At 64.1% G+C, this 23,679-nt stretch carries 22 protein-coding genes; 9 read left to right on the top strand and 13 right to left on the bottom strand.

The genetic code is table 11. From position 1 onward, the window contains the following. Positions 1–87 precede the first annotated feature (87 nt). The 7 genes from hpnI to WBP07_RS30775 all read left to right on the top strand — a co-directional run bounded on the left by hpnI (position 88) and on the right by WBP07_RS30775 (position 6,824). Entirely contained in the window at positions 88–1,251 is a 1,164-nt protein-coding gene (hpnI, locus tag WBP07_RS30805) for a bacteriohopanetetrol glucosamine biosynthesis glycosyltransferase HpnI (protein WP_395397040.1), read from the top strand. Next, positions 1,248–2,693, top strand: coding sequence for a hopanoid biosynthesis associated radical SAM protein HpnJ (hpnJ, locus tag WBP07_RS30800; protein WP_395397039.1), 1,446 nt, complete (start codon positions 1,248–1,250; stop codon positions 2,691–2,693). Before hpnI ends, hpnJ begins: the two co-directional genes overlap by 4 nt. A gap of 40 nt (positions 2,694–2,733) precedes the next feature. Next, complete coding sequence (gene hpnK, locus WBP07_RS30795; RefSeq protein WP_395397038.1) at positions 2,734–3,579, top strand: hopanoid biosynthesis-associated protein HpnK; 846 nt, start codon at positions 2,734–2,736, stop codon at positions 3,577–3,579. Next, the gene (locus WBP07_RS30790) at positions 3,576–4,484 is read left to right on the top strand and encodes a ferritin-like domain-containing protein (protein ID WP_395397037.1); all 909 of its coding nucleotides are present in this window, start codon (positions 3,576–3,578) and stop codon (positions 4,482–4,484) included. The genes hpnK and WBP07_RS30790 overlap by 4 nt, the downstream gene beginning before the upstream one ends. After that, positions 4,481–5,479: a lysylphosphatidylglycerol synthase domain-containing protein gene (locus WBP07_RS30785; RefSeq protein ID WP_395398285.1), complete on the top strand. Its 999-nt coding sequence runs from the start codon at positions 4,481–4,483 to the stop codon at positions 5,477–5,479. The genes WBP07_RS30790 and WBP07_RS30785 overlap by 4 nt, the downstream gene beginning before the upstream one ends. 113 nt (positions 5,480–5,592) lie before the next feature. Continuing rightward, complete coding sequence (locus tag WBP07_RS30780) at positions 5,593–6,105, top strand: methylated-DNA--[protein]-cysteine S-methyltransferase (RefSeq protein ID WP_395397036.1); 513 nt, start codon at positions 5,593–5,595, stop codon at positions 6,103–6,105. After that, positions 6,102–6,824: a 2OG-Fe(II) oxygenase gene (locus tag WBP07_RS30775; protein ID WP_395397035.1), complete on the top strand. Its 723-nt coding sequence runs from the start codon at positions 6,102–6,104 to the stop codon at positions 6,822–6,824. Before WBP07_RS30780 ends, WBP07_RS30775 begins: the two co-directional genes overlap by 4 nt. A gap of 221 nt (positions 6,825–7,045) precedes the next feature. Here WBP07_RS30775 and WBP07_RS30770 read toward each other — a convergent pair whose 3' ends face one another. From WBP07_RS30770 to WBP07_RS30760, 3 genes are all read right to left on the bottom strand, one after another. Further along, positions 7,046–7,387 carry a UrcA family protein gene (locus WBP07_RS30770; RefSeq protein WP_395397034.1) on the bottom strand — a complete coding sequence of 114 codons (342 nt, stop codon included), beginning with the start codon at positions 7,385–7,387 and terminating at the stop codon, positions 7,046–7,048. Positions 7,388–7,512: 125 nt separating this feature from the next. Further along, positions 7,513–7,896, bottom strand: a complete 384-nt coding sequence (locus tag WBP07_RS30765; RefSeq protein WP_395397033.1) for a hypothetical protein — start codon at positions 7,894–7,896, stop codon at positions 7,513–7,515. A gap of 298 nt (positions 7,897–8,194) precedes the next feature. Next, positions 8,195–9,133: a LysR family transcriptional regulator gene (locus WBP07_RS30760; protein ID WP_395397032.1), complete on the bottom strand. Its 939-nt coding sequence runs from the start codon at positions 9,131–9,133 to the stop codon at positions 8,195–8,197. 280 nt (positions 9,134–9,413) lie between these two features. Here WBP07_RS30760 and WBP07_RS30755 point away from each other — a divergent pair, with 280 nt between their 5' ends. Then, a complete protein-coding gene (locus WBP07_RS30755) occupies positions 9,414–10,292 on the top strand; it encodes a sterol desaturase family protein (protein WP_395397031.1) in 879 nt (292 codons plus the stop codon). A gap of 118 nt (positions 10,293–10,410) precedes the next feature. Here the strand turns inward: WBP07_RS30755 and WBP07_RS30750 are convergent, their stop codons facing one another. The 10 genes from WBP07_RS30750 to WBP07_RS30705 form a co-directional block, all read right to left on the bottom strand. Further along, entirely contained in the window at positions 10,411–11,343 is a 933-nt protein-coding gene (locus WBP07_RS30750) for a YncE family protein (protein ID WP_395397030.1), read from the bottom strand. A gap of 47 nt (positions 11,344–11,390) precedes the next feature. Continuing rightward, on the bottom strand, positions 11,391–13,184 hold the full coding sequence (gene atzF, locus WBP07_RS30745) for an allophanate hydrolase (RefSeq protein WP_395397029.1): 1,794 nt from the start codon (positions 13,182–13,184) through the stop codon (positions 11,391–11,393). Further along, positions 13,181–16,777 (bottom strand): urea carboxylase, encoded by a 3,597-nt coding sequence (uca, locus tag WBP07_RS30740; RefSeq protein WP_395397028.1) that lies wholly within the window; start codon positions 16,775–16,777, stop codon positions 13,181–13,183. Before uca ends, atzF begins: the two co-directional genes overlap by 4 nt. Next, a complete protein-coding gene (locus WBP07_RS30735; RefSeq protein ID WP_395397027.1) occupies positions 16,774–17,409 on the bottom strand; it encodes an urea amidolyase associated protein UAAP2 in 636 nt (211 codons plus the stop codon). The genes uca and WBP07_RS30735 overlap by 4 nt, the downstream gene beginning before the upstream one ends. 35 nt (positions 17,410–17,444) lie before the next feature. Beyond that, on the bottom strand, positions 17,445–18,269 hold the full coding sequence (locus tag WBP07_RS30730) for an urea amidolyase associated protein UAAP1 (RefSeq protein ID WP_395397026.1): 825 nt from the start codon (positions 18,267–18,269) through the stop codon (positions 17,445–17,447). Beyond that, positions 18,269–18,745 (bottom strand): CopG family ribbon-helix-helix protein, encoded by a 477-nt coding sequence (locus tag WBP07_RS30725; RefSeq protein ID WP_395397025.1) that lies wholly within the window; start codon positions 18,743–18,745, stop codon positions 18,269–18,271. The genes WBP07_RS30730 and WBP07_RS30725 overlap by 1 nt, the downstream gene beginning before the upstream one ends. 11 nt (positions 18,746–18,756) lie before the next feature. Further along, on the bottom strand, positions 18,757–19,539 hold the full coding sequence (locus WBP07_RS30720) for an ATP-binding cassette domain-containing protein (RefSeq protein ID WP_395397024.1): 783 nt from the start codon (positions 19,537–19,539) through the stop codon (positions 18,757–18,759). Continuing rightward, entirely contained in the window at positions 19,536–20,351 is an 816-nt protein-coding gene (locus WBP07_RS30715) for an ABC transporter permease (protein WP_395397023.1), read from the bottom strand. Before WBP07_RS30715 ends, WBP07_RS30720 begins: the two co-directional genes overlap by 4 nt. Before the next feature lie 110 nt (positions 20,352–20,461). Beyond that, positions 20,462–21,544: a putative urea ABC transporter substrate-binding protein gene (locus tag WBP07_RS30710; protein ID WP_395397022.1), complete on the bottom strand. Its 1,083-nt coding sequence runs from the start codon at positions 21,542–21,544 to the stop codon at positions 20,462–20,464. A gap of 115 nt (positions 21,545–21,659) precedes the next feature. Then, positions 21,660–22,130, bottom strand: a complete 471-nt coding sequence (locus WBP07_RS30705; RefSeq protein ID WP_395398284.1) for a CopG family ribbon-helix-helix protein — start codon at positions 22,128–22,130, stop codon at positions 21,660–21,662. Between the two features lie 496 nt (positions 22,131–22,626). On the opposite strand from WBP07_RS30705, the gene WBP07_RS30700 reads away from it, so the two are divergent. Beyond that, positions 22,627–23,658, top strand: coding sequence for a sterol desaturase family protein (locus WBP07_RS30700; protein ID WP_395397021.1), 1,032 nt, complete (start codon positions 22,627–22,629; stop codon positions 23,656–23,658). Positions 23,659–23,679: the final 21 nt, after the last annotated feature.

The raw sequence follows: 23,679 nt of genomic DNA, 5'->3' as shown, positions 1-23,679 counted from the left end.
CCTATTCCCGTGAAAGCAACTGGCAAGTATATTTCTTGAGTTTCAGAAGTTTTCCTGTTGCCGTCGTGCCGCTCTCGAAGGAAAGCAATGGCCGGATTGACCATCGTGACCTCTGCTCTGGGCTGGGCCCTGTTGCTGATGGCGGCGGTCGGCGTCCTTTATATGGTGGCCGCAACGCTGGCGTTGAACCGGGTGCTGGCCGTGCGACGGGCGCCCGCGGCCGGAAACGAGGCCGTTACCATCCTGAAGCCCCTGCATGGCGGTGAACCCCGCCTTGTCGACAATCTGGCCAGCTTCATCGAACAGGATCATCGCGGCCCCGTCCAGATCCTGTGCGGCGTGCAGCGGCAGAACGATCCGGCCATAGACACGGTCAGGACGCTTCAGGCGCGCCATCCTTCCATCCGTATCGATCTGGTCGTCGATGCCGCATGTCATGGGGCGAACGGGAAAATATCAAACCTCGTCAACATGATGCGGCACGCCGCCCATGACACGCTGATCCTCAGCGACAGCGACATGGTGGTGGATCGCACCTATCTGTCTGGGGTGCTCGCCGCGCTGCGCCAACCGGGAATCGGCGCCGTCACCTGCCTCTATCGCGGCCGGGGCGACGCGGGCTTCTGGTCCCGCCTGGCGGCGGCGGGCAGCAGCTATCAATTCCTGCCCAACCTTGCTTTTGCGAAAGCCCATGGCATGGCGGCCCCGTGCATGGGATCGACCATCGCCCTGCGACGCGGGACGCTGGATGCCGTAGGCGGGTTTGCGCGCTTCGCGGACGTGCTGGCAGACGATCACGCCATCGGGCAAGCGGTGGAAGAGCTGGGCCTTTCGGTGGCGGTGCCACCCATACTGCTGACCCACGCCTTCGCGGACACGCATTTCCGCGACTTGTGGCGGCATGAACTGCGCTGGGCGGCCACGGTTCGCGGCATCGCCCCGGATGGCTATGCCGGCTCGATCGTCACCATGCCGCTTCCGCTGGCCCTGTTGGCGATTCCGTTCCATCCCGTGCCCGCGCTGGCGACAATCGCCGTGACACTGGCCGTTCGGCTATCGACGAAACGCGTGGCAGACCGTCATGCCGGCGCCATTTCTGCACCTTTCTGGATGCTGCCGTTACGCGATGCATTGAATTTCGCGATTTTCTTTGCCAGCTTCTTCGTGCGCTCGATTGATTGGCGCGGAAGCGCGCTTACAATGCTGGGTGACGGACGAGTCCAAGCTTCTTCGGAGACTGCCGGGACATGATGTCTACGCTTTTCCTTCAAGCCCCCTCCTTCGACGGGTACGACGGCGGTGCCGGCGCGCGTTACCAGATGAAGCGCGAGGTGAAGTCGTTCTGGTACCCCACCTGGCTGGCCCAGCCCGCCGCCATGGTGGAGGGATCGAAACTGATCGACGCTCCCGCGCACGACCTTTCATGGGACGATATCGCGCATGAGGTGGACGGCCGGGATCTGGTGATCCTCCATACCTCCACCCCCAGCTTTAATCAGGATGTGCGCACCGCCGAACTGATCAAGGGACGCAATCCCAAGGCGCTGATCGGCATGATCGGCGCCAAAGTCGCGGTCGAGAGCGAGAAGGCGCTGGCCGCCAGCACCGCGATCGATTTCGTATGCCGCAATGAGTTCGACTTCACGATCGTAGACGTCGCCAATGGGATCCCGCTGCGCGAGGTGGACGGGATTTCCTGGCGCGATTCCGATGGATCGATCATCCACAACCGAGACCGCAAGGTGCTGGAGGACATGGATGCACTGCCGTTCGTCTCCCCCATCTACAAGCGCGACCTGACGATCGAGAAGTACTTCGGCGGCTATCTAAAGCACCCTTACGTCAGCTTCTACACCGGGCGCGGCTGCAAGAGCCGTTGCACCTTCTGCCTCTGGCCGCAGACTGTGGGCGGACACAATTACCGCACACGCTCGATCGCGCATGTGATCGAGGAAGTGAAATACGTCATGGAGAACATCCCCCAGACCAAGGAGATATTCTTCGACGACGATACGCTGACCGACAACGGCCCGCGCGTGGAAGAACTGGCCATCGCGCTGGGCAAGCTGGGCTTCGGCAAGCCGGGCTTCCCGATGAGTTGGAGTTGCAACGCCAAGGCCAACGTCCCGCGCAAGACGCTGGAAGTGCTGAAGGCCAATGGCCTGCGCCTGCTGCTGGTCGGCTACGAAAGCGGCAACCAGCAGATCCTGCACAACATCAAGAAGGGCCTGCGCGTCGATGTCGCGCGGCAGTTCACCAAAGATTGCCACGAACTGGGCATCGTCATCCACGGCACCTTCATCCTGGGCCTTCCCGGCGAGACCGAGGAAACGATCGAGGAAACGATCAACTACGCCAAGGAAATCGATCCGCACACGATCCAGGTCTCGCTGGCGGCGCCCTATCCCGGCACGTTCCTCTACAAGCAGGCGATGGACAACGGCTGGTTCGACGGCACCGATCACTTGCTGACCGATGGCGGCAACCAGATCGCGCAGCTCAGCTACGAACACCTGCCCGCGCCGGTGATCTTCGACAAGGTGGAAGAGTTCTACAAGCGCTTCTATTTCCGCCCGTCCAAGATCGGATCGATCGTCTGGGAAATGGTGCGCGACTGGGACATGATGAAGCGCCGTCTGCGCGAAGGCGTGGAATTCTTCGACTTCCTGCGCCGGCGCAAGGTCACCGCGTGATGCGCGTTCCCGCCTCACCCCGTCGGCACTGACCCGGGCCGTGAAGCGCCTGGTCGTCACCGCTGACGATTTCGGAGCCTCTCCGGAAGTCAACGAGGCGGTCGAACGCGCGCATCGCGATGGAATACTGACTGCCGCCAGCCTGATGGTGAACGGGGCAGCGGTGGAGGACGCGGTGGAGCGGGCCAGACGGTTGCCCACGCTGGGCATCGGCCTCCACGTCGTGCTGGTGGATGGGCGGCCGCTTTCGCCGCCCGATCGCGTGCCCGCGCTGGTCGATGCCGAGGGCAATTTCCGCACCGACATGGTGCGCGCCGCCATGCGGATCTTCGCCTCTCCTGCCGCGCGCCGGCAGCTTGCGGCGGAAGTAGCAGCGCAGTTCGATGCCTTTGCGGCCACGGGATTACCACTCGACCACGTGAATGCGCACAAGCACTTCCACCTTCATCCCACCATCGCCGCCACGCTCGTCAAAGTGGGCAAGGCGCACGGCATGCGGACGGTCCGTGCGCCGGTGGAACCGCGTGCAGTGCTGCGCGCGGTCGAAAGCGAAGGCGCGCGGTCGGGGATCGAGGGGATTTGGGCCCAACAGGTGCAGCGCCTGATGCGCCGCGCCAGCCTTGCCACGCCCGATCAGGTTTTCGGCCTGGCATGGTCCGGCGCGATGACGGCGCCGCGCATCCAGGGGCTGCTAAAGCATCTGCCCGACGGGCTGAGCGAAATCTACGCCCATCCCGCCACCGGCCCCTATGCCGGATCGGCACCCGGCTATCGCTATGCGGAGGAGCTTGCCGCGCTGACCGATGCCCTTGCCAGGCAGGCCGTGGCGCGCAATTCCATCACGCTCGGACGCTTTGCGGACTTTATCGAAGGAGAGCGATCATGACGCTGGCCAGCACATGGGGCGACTACGACAAGACGGTCCCCCTGCCCACCGGGCGGCTGAAGTACGGCAGCCCCGATCATCTGCTGCTGATGAGCCGCACGCTGCTGGACACGCACGATCCCTATCGCCCGGCGCTGATCGACTGGCCCACGCTGGACGACGATACCCGCAACAAGATCGTCTCCCTGCCGATCTGGGACATCGCCGTCGCTACCGAGGGGCGCGCCGGCATGAATGTACGCACTTTTGCGGAAGGGGTGGACGATCCGCTGCTCAAGTCCGCCGTGGAAATGAACGCCTTCGAGGAATCGCGCCACAAGCTGGTGCTGTCCGACATGGTGCAGGCCTATGGCATCGAACTGGTGCCGGAGCCTGAATACAAGCGCCCCGCCGATCCCGAATTCGCCTTCATGCGTACCGGCTATTCGGAATGCATCGACAGCTTCTTCGGCTTCGGCCTGTTCAAGGTGGCCAAGGATTCCGGCTTCTTCCCGCCCGAACTGGTCGACACGTTCGAACCGGTGATGCGCGAGGAAGGGCGCCATATCCTGTTCTTCGTGAACTGGGTGGCCTGGTGGCGGCGCAACATGCCGCTGTGGCGCCGGCCCTGGTTCGAATTGAAGGTCCTGGCCGTCTGGATGTTCCTGATCTGGGAACGGATCGACATGGCCAAGGGCATGGGCAAGGACAACACCCGCGCGCAGGAGAACAATTTCACGCTCAACGGATCGAAAGAGCTGGGCGTGGAAATCAGCTTCCCCGAACTGGCCCGGCTCTGCCTTGCGGAGAACGACCGGCGGCTCTCCGCCTATGACAAACGCCTCATCCGTCCCCGTTTCGTGCCCGGGGCGATCCGCTTCGTACTACGCTTCATAAAGGGACCGAAGGCAGGAGAAGTCGCCTGAAGCATTGGACGCGCATCGGCATACTGCTGGCGACGCTGGCGGGCCTGGGTGTCGCCGTCTGGACGATCGGCGCGGCCGGGCTGCGGGAAGTTTTCGGCACCGCCGGCCGCATGGGGCCGACCGGTTTTCTGCTATACTGCCTGTGGTCGCTGGGGGTTTTCTTCCTCCTCGGCGGGGCATGGTTCGCGGCGGCGCCGGATGAGCGGGGCCGATCGATGCCACTCTCCGGCTGGCCGCTGTTCGCATGGGCCCGGATGGTGCGCGAAGCCGTGTCCGACCTTCTGCCATTCTCGCAACTCGGCGGCATCATCGTCAGCGTCAGAACCCTGACAGCGGCTGCGCTGCCCTCCACCCGTGTCCACGCCTCACTGGTGGTGGACATGACCACCGAGATGGCGAGCCAACTAGCCTATACGCTGTTCGGATTGGCCCTCATGGGATCGCTGCTGATCGGCGACGGCGCGGGCGCCCAACTGCGTCCGGCGATCCTGGGCGGCACTTTCGTGATGGTGGCGATCATCCTGCTGTTCTTTGCCATGCAGCGCACCGCGCTGGACTTCGCCACCCGCCTTGCCGGGCGCTTCGTGCCCGGATCGATCGCCATGGCCAACATCCGCACGGAACTCTCGCGCATCTATGCCCAGCGTGACCGCGTGGCGCTGGCCTTCGGCGCCAATCTGGCCGCCTGGGTCGCCAGCGGCATCGGCGCATGGCTGGCCCTGCGCTGGATGGGCACCCACGCATCGGTGTGGGACGTGCTGGCCCTTGAAAGCCTGATCTTCACACTGCGCAGCATCGCCTTCATCATTCCCGGTGCGCTGGGTGTGCAGGAGGTAGCTTATGCCTTCGTCGGCCCGCTGTTCGGCCTTCCGGCGGAAACGGCGCTTGCCTTGTCGCTTGCCAAGCGGGCGCGTGACCTTGCCATCGGCCTGCCCACCCTGCTTGTCTGGCAGGCCAACGAGATACGCGGCGTGGCTACGGGACGCGGGAAGTAGCGAGCCCGAATTTCTTCCGCACCTGCTGCCCACGCCAATTTGAAAGCAAGGATCGGAGCGCGCCGATTCATCGCCTGCCCTATTGCTAGAGCAGGTGATGAAGGACGAAGACCATGAGTACCGACAGAGAGAAATTGCACTACGCGATCGGCGAGGCTCACCTCGGCACCGTGATCGTGGCAGTGAGCGAGGCAGGTGTTGCGGGGCTCCTGATCGCGGATGACGAAACGCGGGCCCTGCGCGATCTTCGCACCGCCTTCCCGGATGCCCAACTGATCGCGGACGAAAGCATTGCCGGCGAGGCGCTCGCAGCAGCCATCGCAGTGGTCGATGCACCGCATCGCGCCTTTGCGCTGCCGCTCGACTTGCGTGGAAGCGCGCAGGAACTGGCAGTCTGGCAAGCGCTGCGGACGATCCCCTCCGGCCAGACGCGCAGCTATGGTACGCTGGCCAAGTCGGTGGAGATGACTATCACGGCACAGGAAGTCGGCGCGGCCTGCGCGGCCAATCGCATCGCAGTGGTCATTCCCTGTCACCGCGTGGTCAAGGCCGACGGCGGCATTTCAGGCTACCGCTGGGGTGTCCACCGCAAGCGCAAGCTGATCAACATGGAAGGCGTGGCATGAGCGAGAGAGCCTTGCCTTTCGAAACACGCATCGCCGGCTATGACTGGCAAGCCGTCGCCAGCGATCTGGACCGCGAAGGCTGGGCCTTGCTGCCCGGCCTGCTGGGACATGAGGAGTGCGATGCCGTCGCCGGCCTTTACGGCCCGACGCCGACCTTTCGCAGCCATATCCACATGGCGCGCCATGGCTTCGGCCTGGGCGAGTATCGCTACTTCGCCTATCCGCTGCCGCCGCTGGTTCAGGCGGCGCGGACCGCCATCTATCCCCGCGTCGTCCCGATCGCGAACCGCTGGCATGAACGGATGGGCATGGACGTTCGCTTCCCTGCGGACCACGCGGCCTTTATGGAACGATGCCATGAGGCCGGCCAGCGACGCCCAACGCCGCTGCTGCTGCAATATGGGCGGGGCGACTACAACTGCCTGCATCAGGATCTTTATGGCGATCACGTATTCCCGCTTCAGGTCGCCGTACTGTTGTCCGAACCGGGCAGGGATTTCACCGGTGGTGAATTTGTACTGACGGAACAACGCCCGCGCATGCAATCGCGCGCCACGGTAGTACCGCTGAGCAAGGGCGACGCGGTGCTTTTCGCGGTCAACAGTCGCCCGCAGCGCGGTACGCGCGGCGATTATCGCGTCAACCTGCGCCACGGCGTCAGCACGCTGCGCACAGGCCAGCGACATACGCTGGGGATCATCTTTCACGATGCCGCTTGAGCGGATTGCCAATCTGCGCCGAGTTCGCAACGCAAATCACCACCCGAGGCATTCCGGATGGCTACGGCATGCCGCCCCTCGGCCCATGCGAATGGGCCAAGGGTGCTAGAGCAGTTTCCGATCCGATTGCATCGGATCAACTGCTCTAAGTTTTTGGTTTGCCGCGTTTTCCGAGTCATCAGGTGATTCCACCTGATTAGAAAACGCTCTAGGGCAGGAAATTAGCGCGCGCTGGCGAGCTGGACTTGCGGGGCGACCGAAGCCACCGCCGTGCGCGCTTCTATCCGGGCGCGAATGTCCGCCTTCACGGCAGCCTGGCACTCCTGCGCCTTCCGTTCGAGCGCAAGGTGCACCGTGGCCAGCCGCTCGCCGCAGACGGAGCGTGCAGCCTGGTCCATGCGGATCGCCAGCCGCCGCTGGCCGTTCGTGGTGGCAAGGTCAAGATCGCTGATGCCCATGACCACCCTGTCACGGGCGAACGGGTTTTCAGTGGCGGTCGCGGGGGCTGCGCCAACCGAAACGAAGGCGAGCGATGCCATGGCCATGAGACCGATCTTCATCATCTTCTCCTGAACACTTGTCGAGCGGCCACTCTTCGGCGACCGCTTCTTTCATAGCGTTCAGTGAGCGAACTGGCAATCGGGGCCGAAAAACCGGCGAATCGTTGTCTTCATCCCGCCAAGGCGGATTACCGGCTGCGGATTTCGAGCGCCGCCAGATCGGTTACGTGGCCCAGCAAGCCGATGGGCAAATCCGCCCTCATCGCCACATCGCCGCCCGCGCCCCCGCCGATAACCGTAACTTCGATTGCCCGTGACATCGGGACGGACCATGCGCGCACCGTGTCCATCGGCAGCGTCACCTTCCATTTCCGCCCGCCCTCGACCGAGACCTGATGCCCGTTGAGGCGGACTTCCGCACCCGCATCGGCGCGCTGGCCCGAAACCAGAAGGCAGCTTTCCTCACCACAGGAAACCAGCCGCGTGGACGGCGTTTCGGCAGCCTCTGCGCAAGCCCCCGCGCTCAGGCCAGCACCGGCCAACAGCAATGATGCGACGTAACCGCGCCGCATCAGTTCCCCCGACGATCGTTTTCCGCCCGGCGGTTGGCATTTGCCACCCGGCGGGCGGCGTTTACTGCGCGAGAACTGGCCCCATCAACCGCCTGCGCCCGCGCATTCACGCCCTCGCGAAGCGCCCTCAGCAGGATGGCCCCTACCCCGGTTACGCCGCCGCGGCACTCTGTTGCGAACTGACGGATCGTCTCTGCGCGCATTCGCCGTCTTCCCCTTTTGCCCGACCCTTTCGAGACTGGGCTGGGAGGGGGCATTGCGGCAGGGGCAAATTTGCGATGCCAGCCATAGATCGAACCTATGACCGTGGCCGCGCGCGAATGCGGCGGAAAACCTCGTCGATGAACAACTGCGTCGCGGTATCGCGCGCCGGCTCGATCCGGGCGAGCAGGAAGATGTCGTAGGATGGTTCGGAATCGGCGTGAAGCATCGGCCAGAGTATCCCCCTGGCCACTTCCGTCTGGGCCGCCGCGACCGGCAGGAAGCCGATTCCCACCCCGCAAACGATAAGCCGGCGGGCCTCGTTGATGTCCTCCGCCATGCCGATCGTCCGGCTGCCAAACCGATAGCGACGACGCAAATGCGTAATCGCCTCGACCTCGTCATCACCGGTAAGGACGAAAGCTTCGTCCTTCAGTTCCTTCAACTGGCTGATGCGATACCCGAACAGCGGATGGTTGCGCGCGCAATAGAGTTGCTGGCGCTCCACGAAAAGCGGCTCATAGACAAGGCCGCCGCGAACGCTGCTGTCATAGCCGATCCCGACTTCCACTTCCCCGCGCTCCAGCGCGTCGAGCACCTGCCGCCACGGCGAAACCCGGATCTCTATGTGAATGTTGGGATTGCGCCTGTGAAAACTGGCGATCGCCTCGTCGAACTCGGGAGACACGATCGCGGATACCATCTGGATGCGAACGATGCCTTCCACCTGCCGGGTCGCCTGCGCGATCTGGTGAGGCATCATCCGGGCCGATTCCAGCATATCCTCGCACAGCGCCATCATCGCCTTGCCAGCGGCGGTCATCTCTACCCCGGTGGCGGACCGGATCAGCAAAGTGGCGCCGACGTGATCCTCCAGCCGCTTGAGCGCGGCGCTGATGCTGGGCTGCTGCTTGTTGAGCTGCCGGGCGGCCGCGCCGATCCCCCCGGCGCGAACGATGTCGACGAAAGTCCGCATGAGGTTCCAGTCAACACGATTGGCGAACTTCTGGTCAATCAACGGCGTTCGATCGCTCATTCTGCAGGCATCCCCCTCGCCCCGGCGCAAACGGGCGTCCCGGCTCTTTAGCGCAGCGTAGTCCATCTCTGCCGGCGAGTCATAGATCGAATTGATGCAGGACATTCGACAAATCGGTCTGTCGCTATGCCCCACCCAGGCTAGGCATGGAACATCGACGTCGCCTGGGTCCGAGCGACGGGTTTCGGCCGAAAAGCCGATCGATCGCGGCGGCTTTTGGGTAAGGCCCGAAAAACCGAACGGAAACGTCCCGTTCTGCGGCGATCAAGGGATGAGCGTGATGAAGCGTATCGTGTTCACTTGCATCCAGCCTGCGGCAATCGCAGCGATCATTGCGTTCTGGGCCCTGGCTCCCGCTTCCCTCACCACCAGTTGGTGGACGCTGTTCGCCGGCGCCGTAGTGACGAAACTGGGCATACTGGCGCTGGAGCGGGTGAACGAACGCCATGCAAGCTGGCGCCTGACCCGAACGGAACTGCTGACCGACCTGTTCTACGTCGCGCTGGGCTACACCGTGATCCGCTATGCCCGCAAGCACTGGGGGGACGCGCCACTGGAAGCCGCCAAGAACGCCATCGGTATCAGCACGCCATGGCTGGAACATGCGCCGTTCCTCCTGCAGGTCGCGCTGATCGTGTTCCTGATCGAATTCAGCCAGTATTGGATGCATCGGGCGATGCACAACTGGTACCCGTTGTGGCTGACCCATGCGCCGCATCATTACGTCACCCAGCTGAATGCGCTGAAAGGCGCCGTCGGCAATCCCATCGAACTGTTCCTGATCGGCCTCAGCGTGGTGACGCTGTTCGACTTTTCGCTGACCGCGGCCTTTTGCGCGGCTCATGTGCTGACGGCGGTGGCCGCCTTCGCCCACGCCAATGTACGCTTCGATCCGCCGCGCTGGTACGCCTACCTCTTCACCACGGTCGAGCATCACAGCCTGCATCATTCCACCGATTACGAGAGCACCCGCTGCAATTATGCCAATGCGCTGATCCTGTGCGATCGGATGTTCGGCACATTCCGCGATGGCGAGGCCGCGGAAGTGGGCCAGGACGGCCAGCGCCGCCTCTCGATCCGGGAGCAGTTCATGTTCCCCTTCGCGCCGCTGGTCGAAATGATGAAAACGCGGCGGGACCGGTCGGCGGTTCACCCCTGACCCACCAAGATATCCCATGCCGGAGCCGCTCGGGTCGCAAAGCCGTTGAAGGCGGATGGGTAAAGAAAGGGGGCCTTCGCGGCCCCCTTTCCGATTTTCACGTTCCGTAGCCCGCGTTTTACCGCTTGGCGGTCAAGGCCGACAGGGGCCACCAGGTCAGCGTGTGCTCGTCATGCGCGGTGGTCCACAGGCCGTAGTCGGTAAAACGCAGCGCTCCACTGCCCGCCGGCTTGCCGATCCGCGCCTCGATCTTCAGCGTCTTTGCCTTGATCACGACGAAGACCTGATCGTCGGTTGTGCGCAGCCAGACCTTGCCGTGCCCGATGTCGATATCGCCCCATTTAAGGTTATCACCCACCTTCACGCGACCAGTCAGCTGCCCGGTCTGCGGATCGATACGGGCAACGGTTCCGTCTCCCTGCTCCTGCACCCAGACGTCTTCCGAACCGGCGGCCAGGAAGCCCGGCTCCTTGCCAAGCGGGGTCTTGCCGATCACCGCGTTCGTTGCCGGATCGATGCGCTGGAGCGATTGCCGGGACGCGCTGACGGCCCACAGCGATCCGGCCCCGAAGGCCATGTACCAGGTGCCCGGATCGACGGTGACCGAGGCGGTCACGCTGTTCGTGCCCGGGTCCACCCGCGCGATGAGGCCTTTCGCGTCACTGGCGACCCAGATCGAACCGGCCCCCGCCACGACGTTCAGCTCGCCTTCGGGGTTGGCAATGCCGGTGGGAATAGAGGTGATCAGCTTTGCCGTCGCGATGTCGATCCGGTTGAGCGTCCCCTCCTTGCAGTCTGCCACCCAAAGCGAGCCATGCGCAATCGCCATCGCCCCGCAGGGGTGCGTCATGGCGACTTCGGCCAGCTTGCCGTCGCGGGACCAATGTTCGACTTTGCCCTTGTTCGTGGCCCAGACGGTCTGTCCGTCCACAGCCAGGAAATCTGCAAAGCCCGGCACGGTGATGACCTGCTCGCCCTGGGCGAAAGCGGCCGATGGCAGCCCGACTGCGGCCAGTGTCGCGGCCAGGATCGTCCGTTCCAACTTGCGCATAGTTCCCCCCTTCGATCTGCGTGAAGCGTGCCCCGGATGAGCGAAACTCAGGCGCGGCCGGCGATATAGGCGCGCCATCCGCCCAGACCGGTAATGTCTTCCGCCCCGGTCATCGCGCGCGGTTCGGCCACGAAGCCCTTGACGCTGCTACCGTCCGCCAGCGTGACCGTGCCAATGGCGAGCGGTGCAGGCACTTCTACCACGAAGCTGCCGAATTCGGCGACACCCAGTTCGTAGACTTCGACCGCGATCGATCCGCCGTCCTCGCTATGCACCAGCGCGGGCTTGGGCGGCACGCTGTCCGCCATCGCATAGAGCTTGTAGCTGGGCGCCGTTTCGAAGGCGCCCACGAACGTCGCCTCGCGCGAGGTAAGCTGCCAGTGCAGCGGCATGTCCTTCAGGTGGGCGCCGACGACGGCCAGTTTCACTGTCTGCATTTTTCCCTCAAGATCGAGTGTTGGAAGCGATGGAAGGTCGGCGGTCGCGAGATAGGCGTCGGCCGTGTCGAGCAGGGCGCGATCGGTGTCCGCCGGCCCGATCAAGGTAATCCCGAAGCCCGTCGCGTTCGCGCGGATCCCCGCCGGGACCGCCAAGGCGGCCATGTCCAGCAGGTTTACGAAATTGGTGTAGAAGCCGAGATTGCTGTTGAGAGCGACGGGTGCGGCCGCAAGTTCCGACACGCGATAGGTCGTGCCGGTGGTGGGGAACGCCATCAGGTCGATCGAGGTCCAGAGCGTGTCCGCATGGCGCTTGAGATCGGCTAGGCGGTAGATGCCGTTGAACAGTTCCACCGCGCTGACATCCGCGCCGGGCTCAACGACGGTGCGGACGGTGGGATCGACCGCATCGGGATCGCTCGCCAGGATTTCGGCCATGGCGGCAGTACGCTCCGCCACCCAGGGGCCGCCGTAAAGCAGCAACGCCGCTTCCTGAAACGGTGCAAGGTCGATCTCGACGATCTCACCCAGCGTGGCGAACTTTTCCAGCGCGCGGTCGTAGAGAAACTCGGACTCGGCATCCCCGAACCACGCGCGCTGGTCGCGGCGCGGGACGCCGATCCGCTTCCGTTCACGCGGCAGGTCGGCGAGGGGCTTGGAATAGGCATCGGCCTGATCGAAACCCGCCGCCACCTGATCGACCAGCCGTGCGTCGGTGGTATCGTCGGTGAAGACGGTGATGCAATCGAGCGTGCGGCAGGCCGGAACCAGCCCGCGCGTGGACCAACGCCCCTTGGTGGGCTTGAACCCGATCAGATGGTTGAAAGCGGCGGGAACGCGGCCCGATCCGGCAGTGTCTGTGCCGAGCGCGAAAGCCACCAGTCCAGCCGCGACGGCAACCGATGAGCCCGAACTCGATCCGCCGCTGACATAGGCGAGATTGTAGGCATTGCGCGGGATGCCATAGGGGCTACGCGTGCCGACCAGCCCGGTGGCGAACTGGTCGAGGTTGGTCTTGCCCACGCAGAGCGCGCCGGCCTCGATCAGCCGCTCGATCACCCCGGCCGAGGCTTCGGGGCGATAGGCGAAGGCCGGGCAAGCCGCCGTGGTCTCGAACCCGGCCACGTCGATATTGTCCTTCACTGCGAAGGGTACACCGGCCAGCGGCAGGTTCTCGCCCGCCGCCACCCGCGCATCGATAGCGCGCGCAGCCGCCAGCAAGGCTTCGGCGGTGGCCCGGCTGATCCAGATCTGCGGTTGGATCGCGTCGTAGGCGGCAAGGCGCGCCAGCGTTTCCTCCGCCACTTCGACGGCGCTGATCCGGCCCGCATTGACAGCCTCCGCGATAGCGGTGGCGCTGCGACGGTCGAGTTCGGTCGCCCGGTTACGATCCAGCACGGTCATGCATGCCTCCGCAAAGCCAGCATCGGCGCACCGGGTTCCAGTGCCTGCCCTTCGCGCATGTACAGCGCCTCGATCGTGCCCCGGCCGGGGCTTTCCACTGGGCATTCCATTTTCATAGCCTCGATAATGGCGATCTTGTCGCCCGCCTCCACCACGTCTCCCGGCTGGACCAGCAGGGTCGAAACGCTGCCACCATAGGGCGCCTCGACAAGGTCGGATCCGGCCGGCAGTTCGATCGCGTCCGCCGTGGGCACATCGCTTTCGCTCAGTGCGGCCACCTGGTCGAACTCGCCCCGCCGCTGCCAATCGTCACGCTCGGCATCGAAGGCGGCCTGGCGGGTCTCCTCGAACTGCGCGATCGATTGCGCGTTTTCGGCCAGGAAGGCGCGATAGTCGGCTAGGCGGAATTCCGATTCCTCGATCCGCAGCGATCGCCGCCCGGTGGGGAATTCACGGCGCCAGTCGGCCAGTTCTTCCGCACTCACCGGATAGAAGCGGATCTGGTCGAAGAAGCGCAGCAGCCAGGGCTTGCCTTCAATGAAGGCGTCGGTTTGGCGGTAGGTGTTCCACACCTGGATGGTCCGCCCGAACAACTGGTAACCGCCCGGCCCCTCCATGCCGTAGATGCACATGTAGGCGCCGCCGATGCCCACGACGTTGGGCGGCGTCCAGGTGCGCGCCGGGTTGTACTTCGTGGTGACGAGCCGGTGTCGGGGATCCACTGGCGTCGCCACCGGCGCGCCCAGATAGACGTCGCCAAGACCCATGACGAGGTAGTTGGCATCGAAGATCAGGTTCTCGACCGCGGCCTGATCGGTGAGCCCGTTGATGCGACGAATGAACTCGATGTTGTCGGGACACCATGGCGCATCGGCGCGGACGGTGGCCATGTACTTCTCGATCGTCTCGATCGTCGCCGGATCGCGCCAGCTGAGCGGCAGGTGGACGATGCGCGAGGGGATCGTGAAGTCCTCAAGATCGCCAAGTCGCTCTTCGGCCGCTTTCAGTGCCGTCAAGGCCGCGCTCTGGTCCATCGCAGCGCCATCGAAATGAAGCTGAAGCGAGCGGATGCCGGGCACGATGTCGATCACCCCGGGCAGCGCCAGCCGCTCCAGTTCCGTCATCAGCGCATGGACGCGGATGCGAAGTTCGATGTCGAGCACGATCGGGCCGTATTCGACCAGGATGTTGCGGTCGCCCTGCTGGCGATAAACGGTACGCGGCCGGCCCGGCCCTTCGGCAATCTCGCCAAGGATCGGCGAAAGCGTTTCCACCGGCCGTTCGGGAGAAGGCTTGGGCAGCGTGCCATCAGCAACGAAACCGCGCTGCATCGATTCCGCCTCGGCCGCGTCGGCGATGGTAACGGGCGCGAAGCGCAGCTTGTCACCAGGCGTAAGCTGGCCGATTTTCCAGCGATCCGCGGCAATCACCACGAAAGGACAGACGAAACCACCCAGCGAGGGACCGTCAGGCCCGAGGATGATCGGCATGTCCCCGGTGAAGTCCACCGCGCCGATCGCGTAGGGATTGTCGTGGATGTTGGAGGGGTGGAGGCCGGCCTCGCCGCCGTCCGTGCGCGCCCAGCGCGGCTTGGGGCCGATCAGGCGGACGCCGGTGCGGTTGCTGTTGTAGTGCACCTTCCATTCGGCCGCTAGGAACGACTGAACGTCCTCGTCCGTGAAGAAGTCCGGCGCGCCGTGCGGGCCATAGAGCACGCGCAAGGTCCACTCGGTCGAAATCTCCGGCAAGGGCGCAGCCGGCAGTGGGGCATCGATCGCGTCCCCGGCCAGATGCAGCGTGTCGCCCGCAAGCAATCGGCGGGCTGCATGACCGCCGAACTGGCCGAGTTCGAAAGTGCTGCGGCTGCCGAGATAGGGGGCAATGTCCAGCCCGCCCGCGAACAGGATGTAGCCGCGCATCCCGCCCGAAGACGCCCGCGCCAGCGAAAGCGTCTGGCCGGCGGCAATGTCCAGCGGAACACCGCGCGGGATCGCCACACCGTCCAGCATTGCGCCGAAATCGGCACCGGTCAGGCAGATCCGCGCCGGAGCGACGAAGGTCAGCGTTGGCCCCGTAACGGTCACTTCCAGACCGGCCGTGCCTTCCGGATTGCCGAGCAGGCGGTTGCCGAGACGGAACGACTGGTCGTCCATCGGCCCCGAAGGCGGAACACCCACGGCCCAGAGGTGCTGGCGGCCCGGCCAGTCCTGCACGGTCGTCGCGGTGCCGCCGCTGATCACGCGGATGGAGCGCGGCTCGTAAGCGATGGCGTCGAGCACGCGGGTCGAAACTTCCCCGCTGACGAAGGCCGGGGTGCGGACGACGTCGCGCAGCCAGCGCAAGTTCGTCTCGATGCCGTCGGCGCGGCTCTTGTCCAGCGCGGCCTGCGCGGCCTCTACGGCTTCGGCGCGGGTCGGCGCGTGGACGATCAGCTTCGCCAGCATCGGATCGTACCATGCGCTGACCGTGCTGCCCGAAGAGCACCAGGTCTCGACGCGGATATCGTCCGGGAATTCCAGCGCGGTCAGCGTGCCCGAAGTGGGGCGGTAATCGAGCGAAGGATCCTCGGCATAGAGGCGCATCTGCACAGAATGGCCCTGCGGTGTCGGCGTTTCGCGGTCGAGGAAGCTGTGGTCCTCCGCCGCGCCGCGCACCATCCATTCGACCAGATCGATGCCCATCACCATTTCGGTGACGCCGTGCTCGACCTGAAGGCGGGTGTTCATCTCCAGGAAGAAGAATTCCGCGCGATCGGCATCGTAGAGGTACTCGACCGTGCCGGCCGAGCGGTAGTTCGCCGCCTCACCCAATCGTATTGCCGATGCGATTAGTTCGCTGCGCACCGCTGCCGGCAGCAAGGGCGCCGGCGCTTCCTCCACCACCTTCTGATTGCGCCGCTGGAGCGAGCAATCGCGCTCACCCAGCGCCATGACGCGGCCCTTGCCGTCGCCGAACAGCTGCACCTCGATATGGCGCGCACGGCGGATGTAACGTTCCAGGAAGACGCCGGCATCGCCAAAATTGCTCATGCCCTGCCGCGCCACGGCGGCGAAGCCTTCGCGCAAGTCCGCCTCATCTTCGCAGACGCGCATGCCGATGCCGCCGCCGCCAGCCGTGGCCTTGAGCATGACCGGGAAGCCGATCTCCTGCGCGGCTGCAACCGCCTCCGCCTCGTCGGTCAGAAGGTTGGTGCCCGGCGCCAGCGGCACCTCATGCGCCGCTGCCAATGCACGGGCGCTGTGCTTCAGGCCGAACGTGCGGATATTGTCGGTGGTGGGCCCGATGAAGACGATCCCCGCCGCAGCGCAAGCCTCTGCAAACTCCACGTTTTCGGCAAGGAAGCCGTAGCCGGGATGGATGGCGCCCGCGCCGGTCTTGCGCGCGGCGTCAAGGATCGCGGGGATGTTGAGGTAGCTCTCCGATGCTTTGGCCGGGCCGATCAGCACGGCTTCATCCGCCAAGGAAACGTGATCGGAGCCTTCGTCGGCCTCGGAATAGACCGCGACGGAGCGCAGGCCCATGCGGCGCAGCGTGCGGATGATGCGGGTGGCGATCGCGCCTCGGTTGGCGATCAGAACCGTGTCGAAGTTCATGCGGTCACGATCATCCGGACGGGAGTGGGATTGAAACCATTGCAGGGGTTGTTGACCTGCGGGCAGTTGGAGACGACGACGACGACGTCCATTTCCGCCCGCAGGTCCACAGTCAGGCCCGGCGCGGATATTCCGTCGACGATGCCCAGCGACCCGTCCGGCTCCACCGGTACGTTCATGAAGAAGTTGATGTTGGAAACGATGTCGCGCTTGCTGCGCCCCTCGGTCAGGTTCGCTTCCAGGAAGTTCTCTACGCAGGCATGTTCGGCCTTGGTGTGATGGCCGTAGCGCAGCGTGTTGGACTCGCACGAGCAGGCGCCGCCGATGGTATCGTGATAGTCCACCGCGCTGGCCGCGATGGTCATCATCGGCCGCCCCTCGTTCGACAGCAGCACGGTGCCGGTGCGCAGGAACAGGTTGCCCTGCGCGGCGACGGTGTCCTGCGCGCTGTAGCGCTCGGCATCGTCGGCGGCGGAATAGAGCAGGAAATCGACGGCCTGGTTGCCTTCCAGATCGACGATGCGAAGCGTCTGGCCGGCAGCGACATGATACAGCCACGGCGCACGGGCGGGCACGATCACGTCATGGATAACGGCACCGGCAAGGCCGGACAGGTGGGTATCGGCGTTCATGAGGGCCTGTCCCTTTTCAGCGATGAAGTAGTCTTTCAGCGACGGAAGTAGTCTTCGACATTCTGGAAGGCGCGCAGCCCTTCAGGCGTGGCCGTGCGGACCGGATCGTCCGCCGGTGTAACCGGGCCGCGCCAGGCGGTGGCGCGCAGCGGCGTTACCGTCCATTCCGGACGGGGATCGAGCACGTGAGGGCAATTCGCGATCACCACGATCACGTCCATCTCCGCGCGCAGCACTACGCTGCGACCGGAAGCGAAGGGTCCGACTTGCGGCGTAATCGTGCCGTCTGCCTCGATATGGGTGCCCTTGAACAGCGTCACGCAAGGGTGCACGTCGCGCCGGCCGAGCCCGTGCTTGGCCGCGCCCAGAAGGAAGCGATCACGGCCGTTGGGATGGGCACCGCTATTGCTGCCCTCCCCATACTTGGCGGCATTGGTTGCGGCGTTGGACGTACCGGCAAAGGTATCGTGGGTGCCGGCATCGTCTTCCAGAATGCTGACGAGCACCCGCCCCATATCGGAAAGCAGCAGCTTGCCCGCGCCCAAATAAGCGTTCCACTGCACTTTGACGGTATCGGCAACGTTCAGCCGTTCGGTCGGCATCTCCGCATTGAACAGCAGGACCGAGGCGCAGGCATCACCGCGAAGATCGATCAGGCGCAACCGCGAACCGCGAGAGAGGCGACGCGTGGCATAGCCGCCAGCGGCAATCGTTTCCTCCCATACGAGATCGTCCGCAGCCACTTCGGGCGGCAGATCGTCCGCCACCGGCGGCAGCACCGGCATGCTTTCGATCACCGTTCCTTCCATGCTGCGCGCATGGTCCCGCGCCGCCAGCGGATTGGCCAGAGTCTCGATCATCAAATAGCTCCGATCGGTTTGATGTTGCGGGCATCCTGCTCGTAGAGAGGCGGCAGGAGCGAGGTCGTGGTGACAAGGCCCAGCTGCTGAACTCCGCGTACGCGCCGGATGGCGTCGCACAGTTCCTTCAGCCGCACGGCCGGGCCCTGCACCAGCAGGACTTCAAGCGATTGATCGTCCTCCAGCACGACATGCTGGGAGGAGATCACTTCCTTCAGGTATTGGGCCTGCGTCTGCGAAAGCTGGTGGCGAACGCGGCCCCGTTCGCTGCGATAAACCAGGGTAATGGTGCCGGCGAGCATCTCGTCCGGCCGGGTAAGCGATTCATGCTCTGCAAGAGCGTGGCGGATCAGTTCTGCGATCAGCTGGGAACGGGACGGCAATCCGCGTTCCACCACCATCGTGTCCAACTGTCTGAAGAGGTCTGCCGGAAGGCTCATGCTGAGTCTTGCCAGGCTGGAGGATTCGGAGCCCATGCCCGACCCTCTCAATTATTACCTATCTCGTCAAGCGTAATACTTTTAATTTTTTCGGCGGTTTCGTCACTCCGCTCACGCAGCGCCAGGTCGTAGACGACGGTGGCGCCGAAGCGGTGCGGGGCGTGTGGATCGTGGCGACGCTTGTCGAAGGCAAGCACGCGGGTTCCCAGCGTGAAAGCCTCCCGAATGTCGTGTGTGACCATCACGATCGTCAGCGCATATTCGGCCCAGAGACGGCGGATCAGCAGATGCATGTCCGCCCGGATTCCGGGGTCCAGCGCGCCGAACGGCTCATCCAGCAAGAGAATGCGCGGCCGTTTGACCAGCGCCTGCGCGATGGCAAGGCGCTGCTGCATGCCGCCGGACATCTGCGCGGGATAGAGGTGCAGACTGTCGCCCAAACCCACCGCCTTCAGCATTTCTGCGGCCTCTTCTTCGGCCGCGCGCCGGGCGCTGCCGAAGAGGCGGGCCGAAAATGGCGCCTGCGCGCACTCCATGCCGAGCACGACGTTGCGCAAGGCGGAGAGGTGCGGAAACACCGAATAACGTTGGAACACCACGCCGCGATCGGGCCCGCATTCGGGCACCAGCGGCTGGCCGTCGAGCGATATCGTCCCGCGTGTCGGCGCTTCCTGGCCCAGGATCAGGCGCAGGAAACTGCTCTTGCCCGCACCCGATGGGCCGACCACGGACACGAAAGAGCGGGCGTGAATGTCGAGGTCCAGCTTCTCGATGACGATCTTGTCGCCATATTCGACCCAGACGTCGCGAAGGCTGAGTAGCGTGCTCAATGGCTCTCTCCATGCGCCCAGGGGAACAGTCGACGGCTTAGGAACGCCAGCGTCACGTCCATGACGATCGCCAGCAACGCGATCCAGGCGACGTAAGGCAGGATGACGTCCATCGAGAGATAGCGGCGGACGAGGAATATGCGGTAGCCAAGGCCCACGTCGGACGCGATCGCCTCTGCAGAGATCAGGAAGACCCAGGCTGGCCCCAACGACAGGCGCATGGCTTGCAGCAGCCGCGGCATCGCTTGCGGCAGAGCCACGCGGATCATCACTTGCCAGCTACTGGCGCCCAGCGTCTGCGCCTTGACGATCTGTTCCCTTGGCAGGGCCGTGACGTGCGCGGCGATGTCGCGGATCATGACCGGCGCGATGCCGACCACGATCAACGCGACTTTGGCGGTTTCGCCCAGCCCCAAGGCAATGAACAGGATCGGCAGCAACGCTATGGGGGGAATGACGGCAATGCCAGTCACCAGCGGCCCGAGCGTCGCGCGCACCGGTGGCAGGATGCCCAGCGCAAGACCAACCACGATCGCCATCAGCGTGGAGATGCCAAGGCCGATGCCCAGACGCTCAAGACTGGCCAGGGTATCGGCCCAGAACACCAGTTGCCCGGTCAGCGGGTCCGGCTGGAAGATCAGCGCGGACATGCTCTGGACCATGCTGCTGGGCAGCGGCAGGATCTTGTCGGCGGGATTGGCCGCGTGGCGGCTGGCCGCCAGCACCAAGTAGACCACCACCAGCGCCAGGATCGGCAAGGCACCGAGCAGCAGACGATCGCTTCGCCGAACTTGACGATTCATCCAACGCATTGCGTCATTTCACCTTTATGAGGCGGTTTCGAAGCTCTCAGAGGCTGGCCGGAAATCCGCTGCCGTATGTTGCAGCGCCGCGAATTTCCGCACCATAGAGGGTTCAGCTCTCAGAGCTTCCCGTCAGCCGCCATCTTCATGAAGCTTTCATCGAAGCGCAGCGTCACATGCTGCGGATCGCCCAGCGTCTTGCCGCCGGGGAACGCCATGCCCACCGCATCGGCGGAGGCAGCGCCCTTGAACAGGCCCTTGGAGAAGCTGAAGTCGCGCACGCGCGTCATCGTCGTCACCAGCGCCGGCGCGGAGGTAGCCGCCACGGCGGCCTTCGGATCCGAATAGAGGAAGGTCGTGGTCAGCTGATTGTCGAAAGCCTCCGGTGTCGAACCGGCCAGCTTGGCCATCGCCGCGCGCGCTTCCTTGCCCTTGGCATCCTGCTGCTTCATCAGCGCGACGGTTTCATACCAGATGCCGGTCAGCGCCTTACCCAGGTTCGGATTGGCCTTCAGCGTGGCGGTATCGACACACAGCAGGTCCAGAATCTCACCCGGGATATTGGCGGAGCTGAACACTTCCTTCGCGCCCGGCTGGGCCTTCATCACTGAAAGCTGCGGGTTCCATGCGACGGCAGCGGTCACGTCGGGGCTGGCGAAAGCACCGACGATGTCCGCATCGGTGGTATTGATGGTGTGCACATCGCTGAGCGCCATCCCGGCAGAGGCGAGGCCGCGCGCCAGCAAGTAGTGCGACACCGAAAGCTCGACGAGGTTGATCTGCTTGCCCTTCAGCGACTTCAGATCGCCGCCGCCCTTCAGCATGATGCCGTCGTTGCCGTTCGAATAGTCACCGACGATGATTGCGCTGGTGTCCTTGCCGCCGGCGGCGGGGATCGTCAGGGCGTCCATGTTGGCCACGGTCACGCCGTCCAGCTTGCCGGCGGTATATTGGTTCACCGATTCGACGTAATCGTTCACCTGGACGATATTGATCTTGATGCCGTACTTATCGGCCCACTTCTTCACGATTCCAGCCTGCTGCGCGTAAGGCCAGGGCATCCAGCCCGCGTAGATGGACCATCCGATGTTGAATTCGTGCCGTTGCTTCGGCGCGTCGCTGGAAGTCTGGGAGCAGGCGGTGGTGGCAAGCACCCCGGCCAGCATTGCGATCTTGGCTAACCTACGCATCGGTGCAATCATGAATCGGACCCCTTTCGCAGTGCAGCATTGCCGCGTTTGAAAGGGTTGTCCATCACAAAAATATTACCCGTTACGAATTCCGTAATACCGACAGATAGGGCGACCAGCTTGGCAATCAGGCCGCAGGCTCTTTCGCAGCGCTCCTGCGTGACCGGCCCTCCTCGGACGCGGCAGAAGCTTCCTGTTCGTGCAGTGGCGGCAGCAGCGCGGTGGTGGTCACGAGCTGCAACTGATGTACGCCGCGAATCCCGCGCAAGGAATCGCACAGGTCCTTAAGCCGCGTCGCCGGCCCTTGCACCAGCAGCACTTCCAGCGACTGGTCATCCTCCAGGAACACGTGCTGAGAGGAGATGACCTCCTTCAGGTATTCCGCCTGGCTCTCCGCAAGCTGGTGGCGTACGCGACCGCGATCGCCCCGATAGACCAGCGTGATCGTCCCTGCCAGCATCTCCTCGGGCCGGGTCATAGCCTCATGCTCGGCAAGGGCGTGCCGGATCAGTTCGGCAATCAGTTGTGAGCGGGACGGCAGGCCGCGCTCCTCCACCATCATGTCCAACTGGCGAAACAGGTCGGCCGGAAGACTCATGCTAAGCCGGGCAAGGCCGGCGGCGTCGGTGCTCAAGCGGCAATCCTCTCAATCAACATCAAGGCCACGCGGCTGGCGCGTCGCGAATCATGGCCGCCAAAACCGGCGCACAGGGCTGAGCGAGCGGCCGGACGGGGGGCTCGGCGGTCCATGTCTTGCCCCTATATCAAGCTCCGCGCCGATGCCAGTTGCTGTTTCCCACCATTCCCGCGTTTCTCGCAAGGCGAATCAGCGGCTCGGGTGCGAAACTGGCCTTGGCTTCAGCCTTCGCAGTGCGGCCAGCCGGCTATTGAACATGCGCAGCGTCCGTCCCTCGAAACACCGGAATTCGCCGTTTTCCGCCCGTCCCGACCGGCGGAACCTGTCCGAAAATAATACTCTTGACGGGAAAGGTAATATCCATACCGTGTATCCAGTCGCCGATGAGAGCGAAACCTAGCGGGAGAGAGAGACTGTAGCATTGGGCCGGATTTCCGGCCCCGATGGGGGATTTTCGATGGAGCAGTTGCCGTCCAGCAATGCAGTTCTTTCGGTCGAGGGGCGATCCGGCGTCGCTTTGGCCGGCGTCGCTTTGGCCGGCATCGCTTTCACCGAAGCCAACGCGAATCCCGCGCCCGCCTACATCTCTCCCACCGCTGAAGGCGCGGACACTCGCGCCGGCCTGAAGAACACGATCTTCAACTTCATTCCGCCCATAATGATCGCCGCGGTGGTGCTGTTCTGGGCCTATGGCCCCCGCTCGTGGATCGAGAACCCGTGGTCGATCGTCGCCACTTCCGCGCTGATCAGCGCTTTCGTGCAAGGTCTTGAATACCTGAACGAACGGCATTCTGGCTGGCGCCTCAACCGTAAAGAGTTCGCGACGGACCTGTTCTACGTGATCCTGGGCTCCACCGCGATCGCCTGGTGCACCGCCAAGCTGGCGGACGATCCGCTTCGGGCAGTGAAGCAGTCGCTGGGTATCACCACCGATTGGGCGATGCATATGCCCTTCGTCGTGCAAGTGGCGCTGGTGGTGTTCCTGATCGAGTTCGGCCAGTACTGGATGCACCGCGCGATGCACAACTGGACGCCGCTGTGGCTGACCCACGCGCCGCACCATCACATCACCCAACTGAACGCGATGAAGGGCTATGTCGGCAACCCGATCGAACTGTTCCTGATCAGCCTGAGCATTGTGGCGCTGTTCGATCTTCCCGATGCCGCCGTATTCTGCGCGCTGAACGTGCTGAACGTGATTTCCACCTTCGCCCACGCCAATGTGCGATCGGATCCGCCGAAGTTCTATTCGCTGTTCTTCACCACGATCCGGCATCACAGCCTGCACCATTCGGTGGGCTATGAAGACACCCGCTGCAACTACGCCAACTCGCTGATCCTGATCGACCGCGTATTCGGCACCTACCGCGAAGGCGAATCCGCCATCGTCGGCCAGGACGAACGCAAGCGGCTGTCGATCCCGCAGCAATTCCTGTTTCCGTTCCAACCCGTGTTCGCACGGTTCAGGGCAAAACCCGCGGCCAACTGAGCTGCAACCCAACAACAACAA

Source organism: Novosphingobium oxfordense (genome assembly GCF_044029435.1).
Lineage (GTDB): Bacteria > Pseudomonadota > Alphaproteobacteria > Sphingomonadales > Sphingomonadaceae > Novosphingobium.
Note: the sequence above shows the minus strand (reverse complement) of the source record. Positions and strands in the feature narration are given on the sequence as shown.